We start from the raw sequence: 15,672 nt of genomic DNA, 5'->3' as shown, positions 1-15,672 counted from the left end.
GGGCGGCATGCCCGCGCCGGCGAATGAAGGGACGCAAGCCGGTGACCTGGCTGGAGGACCGCGCGGTGGCAGTGATCACCGGTGCGGCAGTGGGGGACGCGCTCGGCGGCGCGACCGAAGGGTGGACGCCCGAGCAGATCGAGGAGCGCCACGGCGGCCGGGTGACCGGGATCGTTCCGCCGTGGTACCCGAACTGGCGGGACGCGCGCCCGATCGCGCCGTACCACAAGGGCGACGGGCACATCACCGACGACACCTTGATGACCCGCGCGATCGTGGAGGTCTACGCGAAGCGCCGCGCGCACCTCGACGCGTACTCGATGGCCGAGGACCTGGTGCCGCTGATGATCGGTGAACCGCGCTGGGTGCCGGAGCTGGAGTCGACGGCGCTGCTGCTGCAGCGGGTGTTCCTCGCCGAGAAGTGGATCGTCGCGAAGCTGCACTACGGGCACGTGGACCCGCGTGAGGCGGGCGTCGGCAACATCGTGAACTGCGGCGCGGCGATGTACATCGCGCCGGTCGGCGTGGTGAACCCGGGTGATCCGCAGGCGGCGTACGCCGAGGCGATCGATCTGACCGCGCCGCATCAGTCGAGCTACGGCCGGGAAGCCGCCGGGGTGCTGGCCGCCATGGTCGCCGCTTCGGTCGCGCCTGGTGCCTCGATCGACGACGTCGTGCAGGCCGCGCTCGCGGTGTCGCACGACGGGACTTTGGCCGCGCTGCAGGCGGTTGTTGAAGCCTTCGAAGGGTGGAAGGCCGCGCCCAAGACCGACGACGAGGAGCGGGCGCTCGCGCGGAAGATCCGCGCGGTCGTCGCACCGTTCGATTCGGTCGGGCCGGAATACCGGCAGATGTCGATGGACGCGCGGCGGCCGTCGCGCACCAAGGCAATCGAGGAATTGCCTGCCGCGCTCGGGTTTGTGCTGGGACACCAGGGTGACTACCGCGGCGCGGTGCTGGGATCGGTGAACTACGGCCGGGACGCGGACTCGATCGCGTCGATGGCGGGTGCGCTTTGCGCCGGGCTCGGCGGCGCTGCGTCCGTGCCGGACGAGTGGATCGATCCGATCGGCGAGGCCAGCAAGATGGACCTGCGCGAGACCGGGCGGCTGCTCGCGTCGGCCGCGACCGACATCGTGAAGGCCGACCGGGCGCGGACCCAGGCGCGGCTCGCCGCTCTCGACGCGCTGGCCGCGGCATGAGGCTGACCTGGGCTCAGCCCGAAGACCTGCTCGCGCACGAGTTCGTCCAGTCCGCAGTGGAGGGCAAGGACGTCACCTCGGTGCGGGAGCGCTGGGTCGCCGCTGGCGGCGACCCAGCACCCGCCGTGAGCGGGGCAGGACCGCGGCCGGCGCCCCCAGCGTTGCGGGCGCTGGCCCGGACGCTGCTGGAGGAACTGGCCGCACTCCCCTGCCCGGCCGCGCCGCACGAGCCGGACGGATGGGACGAGATCGCCGCGCTGCTTCCGGCCGCGCCGGTCCTCCCCCGGCCCGCCGCGGACCGGACGCTCGGCGCGTGGACCGGCCGGGCGGCGGGATGTCTGCTCGGGAAGCCGGTCGAGAAGATTCCGCGCGAGGGCATCGAGGAGATCCTGCGCGCGACCGGACGCTGGCCGCTGGACCGGTGGTTCACCGAGATCGGGCTGCCGGACGACGTCGCGGCGAGGTGGCCGTGGAACCGGCGCTCCCGGCCGACTTCCTTGGAGGAGAACATCTCCGGGATGCCGGAGGACGACGACCTCAACTACCCGATCCTCGCGCTGACGCTGCTGGAACGGCACGGCCGCGAGTTCACCACGGACGACGTCGCGCAGCTTTGGCTGGAGCAGCTGCCCGCCGGGCGGGTGTTCACCGCCGAGCGGGCCGCGTACCGGAATCTGCTGGACGCGCGGCCGGTGCCGGAGACCGCGACGCACCTCAACCCGTTCCGCGAGTGGATCGGCGCGTTGATCCGGACCGACGTCTTCGGCTGGGTCTCCCCCGGTGACGTCCGCGGCGCCGCGCGGCTCGCGTGGGTCGACGCGCGGCTCAGCCATACCCGGAACGGCATTTACGGCGCGATGTGGGCGGCTGCGCTGGCGTCGGCGGCGATGGTGTGCGACTCCGTCCACAATGTCCTCGATGCGGCGGAAACTGTTCTGCCTCCGGAGAGTCGTATTTCCTCGGCGGTGCGGTTCGGGCGGGAAGCTGCTGGTAGTGGTTCGGTACGCGACGGACTGGACCGGTTGCATGCCCGGTACGGCGACCTCCATTGGGTGCACGTGCTGAACAACGCCGCGGTGATCGCGTACGCGCTGACCTGCGGCGACGGTGACTTCGGGAAGAGCATCTCGCTCGCTGTCACGGCTGGGTGGGACACGGACTCCGCGGCTGCGACGGTCGGCGGGGTGGTCGGTGCGCTGCTGGGCGTGGACCGGATCGGCGAGCAGTGGACGAAGCCGCTGGACAACCGGATCGCGACGTCGTTGCCGGGCGGCGAGCAGCGGATCACCGACCTCGCCGCACGGACGGCCGGGGTGGCGCGGTGACCGGGCGGGTTGCCGTCGTCGGATCGGCGAACGTCGACTTGGTAGTTGACGTTCCGCGGCAGCCGCGCGGGGGCGAGACCGTCCTGGGCGGGGATTTGCGGCGTAGTCCGGGTGGCAAGGGGGCCAATCAGGCCGTTGCGGCGGCGCTTGCCGGTGGGGCGGAGACGACGTTTCTCGGGGCATTCGGTGTCGACGACGGCGCGGACTTTCTGTTGACGTCGTTGAAGAAGGCCGGGGTGCGGACGGATCTGGTGTCGCGAGTGGACAGTGCGACTGGGACCGCATTCATCATGGTGTCGCCGGACGGCGAGAACTCCATTGTGGTCGCGCCCGGGGCCAACTCGCGGCTCTCGCTTGCCGAGGAGCAGCTGGAGCGGATCGCGTCGGCGGACGTCGTGCTCGCGCAGCTGGAAGTTCCGCTGGAGACCGTGACCGCTGCCGCTGCCGCCCGGCGATCTGGCGCGCGCATGGTGCTCAACGCCGCGCCTTCCCGGCCGCTGCCGGAGCTTGACCTTGACGTGCTGATCGTCAACGAGCATGAAGCCGCGGACCTGGCTGGGACCTCGGGGAGTCCGGAGGAGCTGGCTCGGATCCTGCAGCGGCGGGCACCTGCAGTGGTGATCACGCTCGGCGCGGCCGGTTGTGTCGTCGCTGAGCAGGAAATCGTGCACCTGCCTGGCTTCCAGGTGTCCCCTGTGGACACCACCGGAGCCGGGGACACGTTCTGCGGCGTGCTCGCGGCGGTGCTCGCCGAGGGGCGCCCGCTCCGGGAAGCCGCCGAGCGTGCCGGAGCTGCCGCCGCGCTCGCTGTCACCCGGCCCGGTGCGCAGTCCGCCGTGCCGACCGCTGCGGAGGTCGCCGAGTTCGCTGAGTCCGCGACCGGAGGAAACGCCTGATGACGTACGTGTTCGACCCGCTCGTCCCGCGCCCGATCGACCAGCCGACCGAGGTCCCGCTCGGCGCTCCCCTGTCGGCTGAACAGCTCGTCGCGCTCGACGAGGCCAAGATCTTCGTCGGCCCGGCGAACCCCGCCGACCGTCCGGAGTGGCGGGCGCGACTGCGGCAATGGCGTGCCGACGCGCACGAACGGCACAGCTACCACGGCCGCGCCTACGACCGGCCGGAAGCCGCGTGGGTCGCCGGATGCCACACGGTCGCGCAGGTGTGGTTGTGGGACGAGCTGCTGTATTCGTTCGAGGAACACCGGTTCACGCCAGAACGGTTCCTCGCCGACGCGCATCAGCGGTTCGGCGGCCTCGACGCGGTCGTGCTGTGGCACGCGTACCCGGTGATCGGCCTCGACGACCGCAACCAGTGGGATTTCTACCGCGACGTGCCCGGCCTCCGCGAGCTGGTCGAGGTGTTCCATTCGGCGGGCGTGCGGGTGTTCGTGGACTACAACCCGTGGGACGTCGGCACTCGTCGCGGCGAGGACGACGCCACCGGATTGTCCGCGGTGCTGGCCGATTTCGGGGCGGACGGCGTCTTCCTGGACACGTTGAAGAAGGCCGATCCGGCGTTGGTCGAGCAGCTCGAACGCGCACGGCCCGGGGTCGTGCTGGAGGGCGAATCGAAGCTGCCGGTCGAGCGGATCGAGGACCATTCGGCTTCGTGGGCGCAGTTTTTCGCCGATTCGCCGGTGCCGGGTGTGCTGCGTTCGCACTGGTACGAGCGGCGGCACATGCAGCACCACGTGCGACGGTGGCACCGCGAGCACACCGAGGAACTGCAGTCGGCGTGGTTGAACGGCGTCGGCGTGATGGTGTGGGAAGTCGTGTTCGGCGTGTGGGTCGGCTGGTCTCAGCGGGACGCGGCGACCGTGCGGCGGATGGTGACGGTGCAGCGTGCAGCCGGTGACCTGCTGCGCGAGGGCGAGTGGACGCCGCTGGCCCCGTTGACGCCGGAAGCGGAGGCGGCCGGGGTTTACGCGTCGCGCTGGGAACTCGGCGACTGGACACTGTGGACGGTCATCAACCGCGGCGACTCGGATTACCTCGGACCGGTCGTTGACGGTCCGGTGATCGATCTTTTCACCGACGGATGCGTGCCCGCGCGCGGGATTTCGGCGTTGCTGCGGGTCGCCGAGGGTGCGGCGGAGCCGTCGTGGCTTTCGCGGGTGGCGACCCTCCCCCACGATCCCGATGCCCGTTTCCCGCACCGCCTCGCCGCTCGGCTCCAGCCCGGCCTGAAGTCCGTGAGGGGAACCCTGAGGGACTCTGAGTCCCTCAGGGTTCCCCTCACGGACGTTGTCGAGCTGCCTGCCGGGCCCTATATGCTGACGGTCCGGTATCGCGGGCGCGAAACCGGGATGTACCAAGGCGCGCCGTATGTGGACGAATGGAAGCCGTTGCCGCCGCGGCTGCACGATGCCCGGACACTGCAGCGGGACGGTTCGCTGGCGTCGCCGGTCGCGGTCGCCGCTACCGAGGTGACGAACGGCGAGTTCGCGGAATTCCTTGCCGCTACTGGATATCAGCCGGTCGAGCCGCATCGGTTCCTCGCGCATTGGGTAGACGGTCGGCCTGCGGTCGAGGACGAGCCGGTGACCTTTGTGGACCTCGACGACGCCCGCTCGTACTGCGCGTGGCGCGGCGGCCGGTTGCCAACCGAGGACGAATGGCAGCTCGCCGGGGAAACCGGCGGGCTGCGGCGCGGCGCGCCCGCGGTGTGGAACTGGACCGAAAGCGAACACTCCGACGGGAGGACCCGGTTCGTGATGCTCAAGGGCGGCAGCGATTACCGTGCCGAGGGTTCGGAATGGTACGTCGAAGGCGGTCGCCACGCGCCGGAGTACAGCGTGAAGCTGCTGTTGCCGGGGTTGGGGCTAGCGAGGGGCGCGACGGTCGGGTTCCGCTGCGCGTGGGACGTGACGCGATGACCGTGTCGAGGGAAGCTTCCGCCGGGGCACTGGCCGGGCTGCGGGTCGTGGACGCGTCGACGTTGTTCGCCGGGCCGATGGCCGCGATGCACCTCGGCGACATGGGCGCCGAGGTGATCAAGGTCGAACATCCGTCGCGGCCCGACCCGTCGCGTACGCACGGGGTGGCCAAGGGCGACGTCAACCTGTGGTGGAAGACGTTGGGGCGAAACAAGCGCACCGTCACCGCGAACCTGAGCAGCGACGGCGGGCGCGAGGTGTTCCTGGCGCTCGCCGAGACCGCGGACGTGGTGATCGAGAACTTCCGACCGGGCACGCTCGAACGCTGGGGCCTCGGTTACGAGGAGTTGTCCGCGCGCAATCCGGGGCTGGTTCTGGCGCGGGTGACCGGATTCGGCCAGCTCGGACCGTATCGCTCGCGGCCCGGCTTCGGCACGCTCGCCGAAGCGATGAGCGGCTTCGCCGCGGCCACCGGCGAACCGGACGGGCCGCCGACGCTGCCGCCGTTCGGGCTCGCCGACGGGGTCGCGTCGCTGGCCACCGCGTACGCGATCATGGTCGCGCTCGCCGGGCGCGCTGCCAGCGGACGCGGCCAGGTCGTGGACGTCGCGATCATCGAGCCGATTCTCGCCATGCTCGGGCCGCAGATCACGCGATGGGACCAGCTCGGCACGGTCCAGCCGCGCACCGGCAACCGGTCCACGAACAACGCGCCGCGCAACACCTATCGCACGAGCGACGGGCAGTGGGTGGCGGTTTCGACCTCGGCACAGTCGATCGCGGAGCGCGTCGTGCGGCTGGTCGGACGGCCGGAACTGGCCGACGAGCCGTGGTTCGCGACCGGCGCGGACCGGGCCGCGCACGCGGACGAACTGGACGAGGCTGTCGGCGGCTGGATCGCGCGGCACACGCGCGACGAGGTCGTGGCCGCGTTCGAGGAAGCGCAGGCTGCGGTCGCCCCGATCTACGACGCGGCCGACATCGTGGCCGACCCGCAGTTCCGTGCGCTGGGGACGATCCACGAGATCGAAGACCCGGAACTGGGCACGACCTTGATGCAGGGACCGCTGTTCCGGTTGTCGGACAACGACGGCGTCATCGGATTCGCCGGACGTCCGCACGGCGCGGACACCGACGAGGTGCTCCACTCGCTGGGCTTCACCTCGTCGCGGATCGCCGAGTTGCGTGCGGAGGGAGCGGTATGACGCCCGCGCTGACCTTGCTCTACGTCCCGGCGGACCGGCCCGATCGGGTCGTCAAGGCTCTCGCGTCCGATGCCGACGTCGTGCTGGTCGACCTGGAGGACGCCGTCGCGCCCGCGCAGAAGGACGCCGCGCGGGACAACGCGATGCGCCTGCTGGCCGACGTGCCCGCGTCGCGTGCGGTGCAGGTGCGGATCAACCACCCGGACACACCGTGGCACGCGGCAGACATGGCCGCGGTCGCCGCGCTGCCACCGTGGGTGGGCGCGCGGCTGCCGAAGGTCGAGGGGTCACTCGACGTCCGGTCGCACGCCGATGCTTTGCCTGGACGGGAATTGCACCCGCTGATCGAGTCGGCGCTCGGGGTGGAGCGGGCGTTGGAGATCGCGCTCGCCTCCCCGCAGACGGCGTCGCTCGGACTGGGCGAGGCAGATCTGCGATCCGACCTGCGCCTCGCCGACGAAGCCGGGCTCGCCTGGGCGCGCAGCCGGATCGTGAACGCCGCCCGCGCCGCGCGGCTGCCACCGCCGGCGATGTCGGTGTACGCGAATGTCCGGGATCTCGACGGGCTGGCGGAAAGCTGCCGGGCCGGGCGAGCGCTCGGATTCCGCGGCCGGACGGCGATTCACCCGGCCCAGCTGCCGACGATCCGCGCGGCTTTCCTGCCGACCGCAGAGGAGGTCGCCCGGGCACGGGAGGTGCTGTCCCGAATGGACGGCGCCACCCAGGCCGGGGTGGGCGCGATCGCGCTTGCCGACGGGACATTCCTGGACGTCGCGATGCGAGACCAGGCCCTGGCAGTCCTCGCGCTCGTCTCCGACTAACCCCTGCCGACCGGGACGCGACGCCCGACGTCCGTGAGCGGAACCCTGAGGGACTCAGAGTCCGTGAGGGTTCCCCTCACGGACGTTAAGCCCGATCCGCGGAAACCAGCCGCAGCAACGGATCGAAGCGGGCCGGGCCCTCGGTCGTCAGCTGCACCGGGCCCGCGACCGGCTGGTATCCGGTCACGACGACGGTGTACTCGCCGGGGAACAGGTCCTCCACGGCGTAGTGGCCCGCCTCGTCCGTGACGGTCACCCGCTGAACCTGGCCTTCAGCGTCCAGCACCGCGACCTGCGCACCCGGGAACGGGCCCCGGATCGCGTGCACGGTGCCGGTGAGCCGGACCGACCGCGCCAGTTCGACGTCCTCGCGCATCGGTTCGGAGCCCACCTGCACGTGCCGGGCCACCGGCTCGCGGCCGCCTGCCTGGACCAGCAGCAGGTACGTGCCCGCCGGGGCGTCCAGGGCGAAAGTGTTGTCCGTGCCGGTCGTGGTGCGGCGTACTTCGTAGGTCTCCAGGGACGTCAGCGACACCGAGGCGGTTTCAGCGGGAGCGAGACCGCCTACCGTGCCGGAAATCGCCGCGGGCGGGGCGCTTTGCGGAGTGCTGCGGCGTTTGCGCGTCCGGGACAGCAGCACGTCGACGACGCCGAACAGCAGCGCGAGCACGACCAGAGCGGTCGAGCCGATCAGCCCGAGCGCGGTCGCGGAGTGGTAATCCCCGTGCGAGCGGCCGAGTTCGCCGAAGAACAGCGACCCGCCGAGCGCGGTGCCGACCGCCGAACCGATCCGCTGGCCGGTCTGCAGCACGCCGGCCGCGGTGCCGCCTTCCGCGGGCGGGACTTCTTCCAGGGCGAGCGTCGAGTTCGGCGAGATCACCAGCCCGCTGCCGAACCCGCCGACGAACAACGGTCCGGCCAGCACGAACGCGGTGTTCGCGCCGGAGTAGTCGTGGACGAGCCACGCGGTTCCGGCGAGCCCGATCGCCACGAGCAGCGTCCCGAGGACGACCATCGGCCTGCCGAACCGGTGCACGAGCCGTCCGCCGATGGTCGGCGAGATCGCCGAGCCGATCGCGAACGCCAGCATCGCCGCGCCGGCCTGCAGCGCCGTGTAGCCGAGGCCCTGCTGGAAAAACAGCGTCAGAACCAGGAAAATCCCGGTGAATCCGGCGAAATAGACCATGCCGAGCGCGGAACCCATCGAGTAGCTGCGCACGGTCAGCAGCTTCAGGTTCACCAGCGGCTGCTTGCCGCGGTTGCCGAGCCAGCGCTCCCACAGCACGAACAACACGAGCAGCCCGGCCGCGACGCCCATCAGCCACCAGCGCGGCGACGTCGCCTGTTCCTCTTCCTCGATCAACGGCAGCATCACCAGCACGACCGCCACGCCGAGCAGCACCGACCCGAGCAGGTCCGGCGTCCGCTTCCGGCCGCTGCGCGAGTCCTTCGGCAGCAGCCGCAGCCCGAACAGGATGGCGAGGATGCCGATCGGCAGGTTGACGTAAAACACCCAGCGCCAACCCTCGTCGACGCCGATGCCCTGGATCAGCAACCCGCCCAGCACCGGACCGATCGCGGTGGACAGCCCGACCGTCGCCCCGAACGCGCCGAACGCCTTGCCCCGCTCGCGGCCGGAGAAAAGCTGCTGCATCAGGCCGATGATCTGCGGATTCAGCAACCCGCCCGCGACGCCCTGCCCGAGCCGGGCGACGACGAGCCAGGTCGCGTTCGGCGCCGCTCCGCACAGCACGCTGGTCGCCACGAACAACGCCAGCCCGAGCAAGAACATCCGGCGGCGGCCGTAATCGTCGCCGAGCCGCCCCGACGGCACCAGCGCGAGACCGAACGTGAGCGCGTAACCGGACACGACCCACGAGACGTCCGCGGGCGTCGCGCCGATCCCGTGCTCCATCGAGGGCAGCGCGACGTTCACGATGCTGACGTCGAGCAGCGTCATGAACCCCGCGATGAGGCACACCCACAAGGCGCGCCAACGCTGCGGATCGGGCTCGGGAGTAGCGGAAGCGTGCACGGACCGTCCTGATTCGAGACCGGTAAGATAATTACTGGTGTTAGAATACTCGCCCATGCCAGCGGAGCGGGACCACGTCGACGGGGTCATGGCGCAGATCACCGGCGTGCGCGCGGTAGACCGGGTCAGCAAGGCGCTGAGCTTCCGCCTGCTCCGCGCCGCCCGGCTGTTGGAAACGGAACTGCGCCGCGAGTTCGACGCCTTCGGGGTCGGCTTGTGGGAAGTGGAACTGCTGGGCGCGCTCAAACGAGCCGGTCCCCCGTATCGCCTCTCGGCCGGGCAACTGCTAGACAGCATGCGCCTGACCTCCGGCGGGGTGACCAAACGCGTCGCCGGGCTGGAACGCAAGGGCTGGGTGCGGCGGGACATCGATCCTGGCGACCGGCGGCAGATCCTGGTCAGTCTTACTGACGAGGGCCTGGCGCGGGCGCAAGAGGTGTTCGGGATGAAGACACAGACCGAGGCTCGGTTGCTGGGCGTGCTGTCGCATGCGGAACAGGACCGGATGAACGACGATCTTCGGGAGTTGCTCTTGGAGTGGGAGGGGCCGGACGGGCGTGCTTGATGCCCGGAGCGGGCGGCTTTTGACGGCCGCTCCCCCGCCGTTGCATCGCGAACGGCCGCTCCCCTACGGCAGAATCCGCCGACCGCGAGCCAGACAGAGGGTGAAGACAGGTGGTTCCGCCAGGCCGCTGCTGTGGCACTGCGCTCAACGCGCGGCGAAGTTACCGCAGGGGTGGCTGTGGGTTCCTGCTAAGACCGCTCCTCCGCCAGGCCGGTCACCGCGCGCGGCCGTGGGCTAATCGGCAGACGGCAACACCCTCCGCCATCGCCACACCGAGGACCGGCTCAACAGCCGTGCGACGTCCGGCAGGCGACGCACGCTTCCTCCGCGACCGCTGCCTCGGCAGACCGCGTTCCGGTCCGCAGGCTTCCGGCAAGCGTCCCGCCATGGCCGACCCACGACATCCGGACGCACGGCGCCCGCGAACTCCCGGCAAGCAATTCCCCCGCAGCCACTTCGCGAGAGACAGACCGCGCTCCGGACCCGCGACCGTCCGGCAAGCAGGCCTGCAACGTCACCCCGCGAGGAGCAAGTCGCTCTCCGCACCTGCGAACGTCCGGCAAGCACCTCCGCCACGGCCACCCCGCCGCAACCAGACCGCACTCCGCGCCCACGAACGCCCGGCAAGCAGTTCCCCCGCAGCCACTCCACGACAAGCAGACTGCGCCCCGGATCCGCGGCACGCAGGTCCGTCACGGAACCCCGCGACAAGAAGACCGGCGGGCAGTCCCCCGCAGCGACTTCGGGAGGGAACAGACCCCGCTTCGCGCCCACGCACGCCCGGCGGGCAGTCCCCGCCAGCCACTCCGCGACAAGCAGGCTGCGCTCCCCGTCGGCGAACTCCCGGCATGCAGTCCCGCAACGACGCCGCGAGAATCAGGCGTGCTCACTCCCCAGCGAACTCCCAGCATGTCGCCCCATGCGGCTCCTCCGACGCGACTCCCACGGCACGCCGCAAGGTGAGCCGGTACAGGTGCCACGGCGGCGGGCCCGCGCTCGGGGCGCTGAACGGCGCCGTCAGTGCGTCCCCGTCCGCGGTCGCTGGCCAGCCGCCGGAGTGGTAGACCTCGGCCAGGTGCGCCACGGTGCCGATGTCGGTGACTCGGTGGGCGTCGCCTTCCAAGACCAGGTCTAGGCCGCGCAGGCGTACCGAGATGCTGCATGCCGGGTTCGCCGCGAGGTTTCGGGAGCGGCGTGTGCCCGGCCCGCCGACGAAGTACAGGGCGTCGTCCACCCAGACCGCGCCTACGCCCGCCGAGTGTGGACGGCCGTCTGGGCGGACGGTCGCCACGAAGAACGTCAAGTCGGCGGTCGGGGTGTCAGCGGCCAGGACGTCACGGGCGCGGCTCCACTGCAGCGGGGCGTTTCCGTAGCGGTCGAGGTTGCGGGTCGAGGTCGGTTCGTAGTCAGTCATGCCCATGCGTCGAACGGGACGCCGCCGAATCGACACGGCCCCGCCAGAAAATGGGTCAGGCGGCTCCTGACGCGACCGGGCGGTAGCGGAAACCGTCGCCGTCTCGGTCGATTCGTCCGGCGGGGAAATGCGCGGGCAGGACAAGAGCGTCCCGGTCGGCGGCCAGTTCGCACAGGGTTCGCCGCGACTCCACGGCAACGGCGGGGTCCGCGTCGCCGCCTTGGTGCAGCGTCAGGTCCGAGAACTGGAACGGGTGGTGCAGCACGTCCCCGCTCACCAGCGCGTGCCGGCCGCCGCCGGTGAGTTCGGCGATCAGGTGGGCGGTGGTGTGGCCGGGCAGGGAACGCAGGGTGATGCCGTCCGCGACCTCGTACGGGAGGTCGATCAGTTCGACCAGACCCGCCTCGACGACCGGGAGCACGCTGTCCTCGAAGGTCCGGGCCAGGTCGCCCGCGACGCCTCCTTCGGGCCGTTCGGCGTGGATCTGCTGCAGCCAGGCGTATTCCTCGCTCGGGATCAGGTACAGGGCGCGCGGGAAGGTGGGGTCCCAGGATCCGTCGACCAGCTGGGTGAAGCCGCCGCAATGATCCGGGTGCAGGTGGGTCGCCACCACGACGTCGACGTCCTCCGGCACGACGCCCGCAGCGGCCAGCCGGTCCAGGTACGGCGTGTCGAGCTGGTGGTGCGCCAGCAGGACCGGGCGCTCCTTGGCATTGCCGTTCCCCGCGTCGAGGAGCACGGTCTGGTCCGGCGTCCGCACCAAGTACGTGGTGATCATCAGGTCCAGGTCGCCCTGATGGTCCCCGAGATGTTCCGGGGTGACCCCGGGGAACAGGTCGGCGGGGGCGAAGGGCCAGTGGTCCAGTTCGGTCACCGGGTCGATGCGCAACTGTCCGAGCGTGATGGTCATCGCGGCACCGCGGCCATCGCCTCGATCTCCACGACCAGCTCCGGTTTGGCCAGCGCCGACACCACGATCAGCGACTGCGTCGGCCAGTCGCTTTCCGGGAACCAACGGCTGAACACGTCGCCGGTGGCCGCGCGGAAGCCGGGCAGGTGCTCGGTGCCGGCGACCATGCTGAAGACCTTGACCAGGTGTTCCGGCCCGGCGCCCGCCGCGGCGAGCACGCGTTCGATGTTCGCCAGCACCTCGCGCGTCTGTGCTTCCGCGTCCGGCCCGGCGAGCATGCCGTCCGGCCGGGCTCCGATCTGCCCGGCCACTACGACCAGCTCGTGGCCGGCAGGAATCTGCGCGAGGTGGCTGTAGCGGCCGACCGGCGCCGCGACCGTCTCGGGATTCCAGCGCTTGCTCATCAGGTGTTCCCCTCCCTTGGTTCGTGCCCTCAGTTGAGCACAAGGCACCGACAAAAACTGACCGGCCGGATCAGCCGATCGTGACCACCAGCTTGCCGAACTGGTCCCCAGCAGCCAGCCCCGCCAGCGCGCGCGGCCCGTCGGCAAGGTCGTAGATGTGGTGCACCACCGGCCGCAGGCGGTGCTCCGTGACCAGCGCGACCATTTGTGAGAATTCCCGCGCGCTGCCCATCGAAGTGCCCAGCAGGCTGATCTGCCGGAAGAAAAGATTGCGCAGCGACAACTCCACGTCCGGCCCGGTGGTCGCGCCAAGCGTCACCATCCGGCCGCCGGAGCGCAGCACGGAGAGGCAGGCGTCGAACGTCGCCGAGCCGATGCTGTCGACGACCAGGTCCACCGGTTCGCCGAGTTCGGCGACCCAGTCGCCGCCGCTGCCGATCGCGCGGTCGGCGCCCAATTCCGTTGCCCTGGCGCGCTTTTCGGGGCTGCGAGAGGTGACGCTGACCGTCGCGCCCACAGCTTTCGCCATGGCGAGGGCAAACGTCGCGACACCGCTGCCGATACCGGGCAGCAGCACGTGTTCCCCGCCGGTCAGCCCGCCGCGAGTGAACAGCGCCCGGTACGCGGTGAGTGCCGCCAGCGGGAGCGCGGCGGCTTCGGTCCAGCTCAGGTGTTCGGGTTTCGGCACGACGTTGCCCGCCGGAACGACTACGTACTCGGCCAGCGTGCCGTTCGTCGGCACCCCGAGAATGGCGGGCACCTCCGGCACCACGTCCGGCTCGGCCCAGTCGAGAGACGGGTTGATGACGACTTCGAGGCCGACCTCGACGGCGGCGTCCGCACCCGCCGCCACGACCACCCCGGCACCGTCCGAGCCCAGCACGGTCCAGGGGTCGGCCGGATCGCGACTGTCCACGATGAACAGGTCCCGGTGGTTCAGCCCGGCCGCCTTCAACTGGACGAGCACTTCGCCCGGACCGGGTCGCGGCACCGGGACCTGCGCGACCCGCACCCCGGCGACTCCCGCCGCGCCTTCGTGAACCACCGCCCGCATCGCTTTTGTTGTCACGTCCGCGAACCTAACAGCCGGGTCCGGCCGCCGCCGACCCGACGCGAATCCCGTCACAGCGGGGAATTTTTCGCTCCGGACGCACCCGCGCCGACCGGTCCGCGCTGATCGTTTTCACTAGACTAGTTTGGAGATACGACTCCTCGCACCGCCGCCGCGGCACCGTTCGCCGTGCTCGGCATCGGGTGCGCAATCGCCGGAGGGCTCGCGTCCGCGGTCATCGCCCCGCATCCGACCCCGCACGGCGCGTGGGCGGTCGCGTATCTCGTGCTCGTCGGCGGGATCGCCCAGCTCGGCCTCGGGATCGGACAGGCACTGCTCGCCCCGACGGTGCCAGCTCGACGGCTGGTCGGCGCTCAAGTCGCGGCCTGGAACTTCGGAAATGCCGCTGTACTAGCCGGAACGCTCTCCGGGGCGACCCCCGTGGTCGACGTCGGCGGCGCGGTTCTGGTCATCGGTCTGGCACTGCTGGTCCTCGGCGTGCGCGGCGGCTCTCCGGACGGCCGCGCCCGCTGGTTGCGGCACGGGTTCCAGGCACTGGTCGTACTGCTGCTGATCAGCATCCCGGTCGGGCTCGTCCTCGCGCGGATCGGCCCGTCCTGAGTCCGCGTCACGTCCGCGGGCGTGTTCTTTTACACTGTTAGTCTCGTAAATACTCTTTCCGGGAGGTTCCCGTGACTGGATGCCCTCCGCGCCCAGTCCGGCCGAATTCTGGCGGAGTACCGGGAAAAGGCCGCCGTGGTCACGGAACTCCAGCTCGACGGCAGGGCTCGCGCGGAGGCCAACGCGCGGCTGATCGCGTTCGCCTCGGGCCCGTTGACCGAGTACCTTTCCGCCGCCGACCGCGTCCTCAACGCGACCGCCGCCGGAGCCCCCGCGACCCGGTTGCTGGTCCGCGCCCTGCGGCGGATCCAGGACGCCGTGCTGCACTCGGTCGACGAGCTGCGCATGCTCCTCGACGGCGGCGAACTGGACGGCGCGGAAGTCCTGGACGTCCGCGAAATCCCGCACGGCACCCGGCATCCGCGCATCTTCGGCCGCTACGCGCGGCTCGCGCCCGGGGAATCGTTCGTGCTCGTCAACAACCACGACCCGAAGCCGCTGCGCCGCGAGTTCACCGCCACGCACGGCGAGGATTTCACGTGGGAATACGTGGAATCCGGGCCCGAGAAGTGGCGAGTACGGATCGGCCGGGCCGCGGTCCCGGCCTGACCCTCGATACCGGCGCTGACTCCCCTTCGGCACCCGTCCCGCGGCGGCCGGTCTCCTCCACCCCGGCCGCCGATCGATCGCGCACAGTGGAATCCCTTGACGTGCCTCGCTTCGGGTCTCGCTGCGGTGTCTGTCCACATCAGACAGCTGGCGAGGATTCGGCTTGCCCCTGTCGACCGCCACCTTGCGATCAGCTCGGTTCCGCATCCTCCAAGACAGGGATCGCCGGCGACAGAAGGTGATCCGCGTGCTCGGTGACCTCGCCGCGGACCAGCCGGAAGACCCGGAAGCTCATCTGGTGCTCCGGATGTTCGTCGTCGTGGACGTACAGCAGCCCGTACGACCCCGGAGCGAGCCGCCCGACCTTCACGAACAAGTCGATCACCTCGTCGCCCTGCTGCCCGCGGTGATTCGGGTGCCCGCCGAGGTGGAGGTAATACGAGCCGTTCATCGGCTGGAGATCAATCAGCGCGTAGCCGGCCAAGTCGTCGACCAGGGCCTGGATCTCTTCGAGGCGCAGGGGCGGTTCGTCGTCAACAGCCTCAGCGGTCGAGCGAAGACTGATCCACCCGTGGTATTCGAACATAGCAAAAGCCTAAGCTCGGCCAAGAGCTAAGGCGATCGGTTTTCCA

Annotated in this window: 15 protein-coding genes; 9 read left to right on the top strand and 6 right to left on the bottom strand. The window is 70.6% G+C overall.

Annotation, left to right across the window (positions count from 1 at the left end; translation table 11 throughout):
• Window positions 1-41 precede the first annotated feature (41 nt).
• From D0D37_RS08470 to D0D37_RS08445, 6 genes are read left to right on the top strand one after another with little or no spacing between them, the layout of a single operon-like run.
• The gene (locus D0D37_RS08470; protein WP_244223438.1) at window positions 42-1,202 is read left to right on the top strand and encodes an ADP-ribosylglycohydrolase family protein; all 1,161 of its coding nucleotides are present in this window, start codon (window positions 42-44) and stop codon (window positions 1,200-1,202) included.
• Window positions 1,199-2,527 carry an ADP-ribosylglycohydrolase family protein gene (locus tag D0D37_RS08465; protein ID WP_116199981.1) on the top strand — a complete coding sequence of 443 codons (1,329 nt, stop codon included), beginning with the start codon at window positions 1,199-1,201 and terminating at the stop codon, window positions 2,525-2,527. The genes D0D37_RS08470 and D0D37_RS08465 overlap by 4 nt, the downstream gene beginning before the upstream one ends.
• Entirely contained in the window at window positions 2,524-3,423 is a 900-nt protein-coding gene (locus D0D37_RS08460; protein WP_116199980.1) for a ribokinase, read from the top strand. The genes D0D37_RS08465 and D0D37_RS08460 overlap by 4 nt, the downstream gene beginning before the upstream one ends.
• A complete protein-coding gene (locus D0D37_RS08455; protein WP_116199979.1) occupies window positions 3,423-5,405 on the top strand; it encodes an SUMF1/EgtB/PvdO family nonheme iron enzyme in 1,983 nt (660 codons plus the stop codon). The genes D0D37_RS08460 and D0D37_RS08455 overlap by 1 nt, the downstream gene beginning before the upstream one ends.
• Window positions 5,402-6,610: a CaiB/BaiF CoA transferase family protein gene (locus D0D37_RS08450; RefSeq protein ID WP_116199978.1), complete on the top strand. Its 1,209-nt coding sequence runs from the start codon at window positions 5,402-5,404 to the stop codon at window positions 6,608-6,610. The genes D0D37_RS08455 and D0D37_RS08450 overlap by 4 nt, the downstream gene beginning before the upstream one ends.
• Window positions 6,607-7,431, top strand: coding sequence for an HpcH/HpaI aldolase/citrate lyase family protein (locus D0D37_RS08445; RefSeq protein ID WP_116199977.1), 825 nt, complete (start codon window positions 6,607-6,609; stop codon window positions 7,429-7,431). Before D0D37_RS08450 ends, D0D37_RS08445 begins: the two co-directional genes overlap by 4 nt.
• 85 nt (window positions 7,432-7,516) lie before the next feature.
• Here the strand turns inward: D0D37_RS08445 and D0D37_RS08440 are convergent, their stop codons facing one another.
• Window positions 7,517-9,466 carry an MFS transporter gene (locus D0D37_RS08440; protein WP_116199976.1) on the bottom strand — a complete coding sequence of 650 codons (1,950 nt, stop codon included), beginning with the start codon at window positions 9,464-9,466 and terminating at the stop codon, window positions 7,517-7,519.
• Between the two features lie 55 nt (window positions 9,467-9,521).
• Between D0D37_RS08440 and D0D37_RS08435 the strand changes: the two genes are divergently transcribed.
• A complete protein-coding gene (locus D0D37_RS08435; RefSeq protein ID WP_116199975.1) occupies window positions 9,522-10,031 on the top strand; it encodes a MarR family winged helix-turn-helix transcriptional regulator in 510 nt (169 codons plus the stop codon).
• A gap of 886 nt (window positions 10,032-10,917) precedes the next feature.
• Here the strand turns inward: D0D37_RS08435 and D0D37_RS08430 are convergent.
• The 4 genes from D0D37_RS08430 to D0D37_RS08415 all read right to left on the bottom strand — a co-directional run bounded on the left by D0D37_RS08430 (window position 10,918) and on the right by D0D37_RS08415 (window position 13,828).
• A complete protein-coding gene (locus D0D37_RS08430) occupies window positions 10,918-11,445 on the bottom strand; it encodes a pyridoxamine 5'-phosphate oxidase family protein (RefSeq protein ID WP_116200024.1) in 528 nt (175 codons plus the stop codon).
• Between the two features lie 55 nt (window positions 11,446-11,500).
• On the bottom strand, window positions 11,501-12,355 hold the full coding sequence (locus D0D37_RS08425; protein WP_116199974.1) for an MBL fold metallo-hydrolase: 855 nt from the start codon (window positions 12,353-12,355) through the stop codon (window positions 11,501-11,503).
• Window positions 12,352-12,759 (bottom strand): RidA family protein, encoded by a 408-nt coding sequence (locus tag D0D37_RS08420; RefSeq protein WP_116199973.1) that lies wholly within the window; start codon window positions 12,757-12,759, stop codon window positions 12,352-12,354. Before D0D37_RS08420 ends, D0D37_RS08425 begins: the two co-directional genes overlap by 4 nt.
• 70 nt (window positions 12,760-12,829) lie before the next feature.
• Window positions 12,830-13,828 carry a zinc-binding dehydrogenase gene (locus tag D0D37_RS08415; protein ID WP_244223437.1) on the bottom strand — a complete coding sequence of 333 codons (999 nt, stop codon included), beginning with the start codon at window positions 13,826-13,828 and terminating at the stop codon, window positions 12,830-12,832.
• Window positions 13,829-13,999: 171 nt separating this feature from the next.
• Between D0D37_RS08415 and D0D37_RS08410 the strand changes: the two genes are divergently transcribed.
• Together D0D37_RS08410 and D0D37_RS08405 are read left to right on the top strand one after the other, a co-directional pair.
• Window positions 14,000-14,431 (top strand): hypothetical protein, encoded by a 432-nt coding sequence (locus D0D37_RS08410; protein ID WP_116199971.1) that lies wholly within the window; start codon window positions 14,000-14,002, stop codon window positions 14,429-14,431.
• Window positions 14,432-14,566: 135 nt separating this feature from the next.
• Window positions 14,567-15,040: a DUF2249 domain-containing protein gene (locus tag D0D37_RS08405; protein WP_244223436.1), complete on the top strand. Its 474-nt coding sequence runs from the start codon at window positions 14,567-14,569 to the stop codon at window positions 15,038-15,040.
• A 190-nt stretch (window positions 15,041-15,230) separates the two neighbouring features.
• Here the strand turns inward: D0D37_RS08405 and D0D37_RS08400 are convergent, their stop codons facing one another.
• Window positions 15,231-15,626 carry an Imm7 family immunity protein gene (locus D0D37_RS08400; RefSeq protein ID WP_116199969.1) on the bottom strand — a complete coding sequence of 132 codons (396 nt, stop codon included), beginning with the start codon at window positions 15,624-15,626 and terminating at the stop codon, window positions 15,231-15,233.
• Between the last annotated feature and the right edge of the window lie 46 nt (window positions 15,627-15,672).

Origin of the sequence: Amycolatopsis circi, assembly GCF_003385235.1 — a bacterium.
GTDB classification, from domain to species: domain Bacteria; phylum Actinomycetota; class Actinomycetes; order Mycobacteriales; family Pseudonocardiaceae; genus Amycolatopsis; species Amycolatopsis circi.
This window is presented reverse-complemented; position numbering and strand designations above follow the sequence as displayed.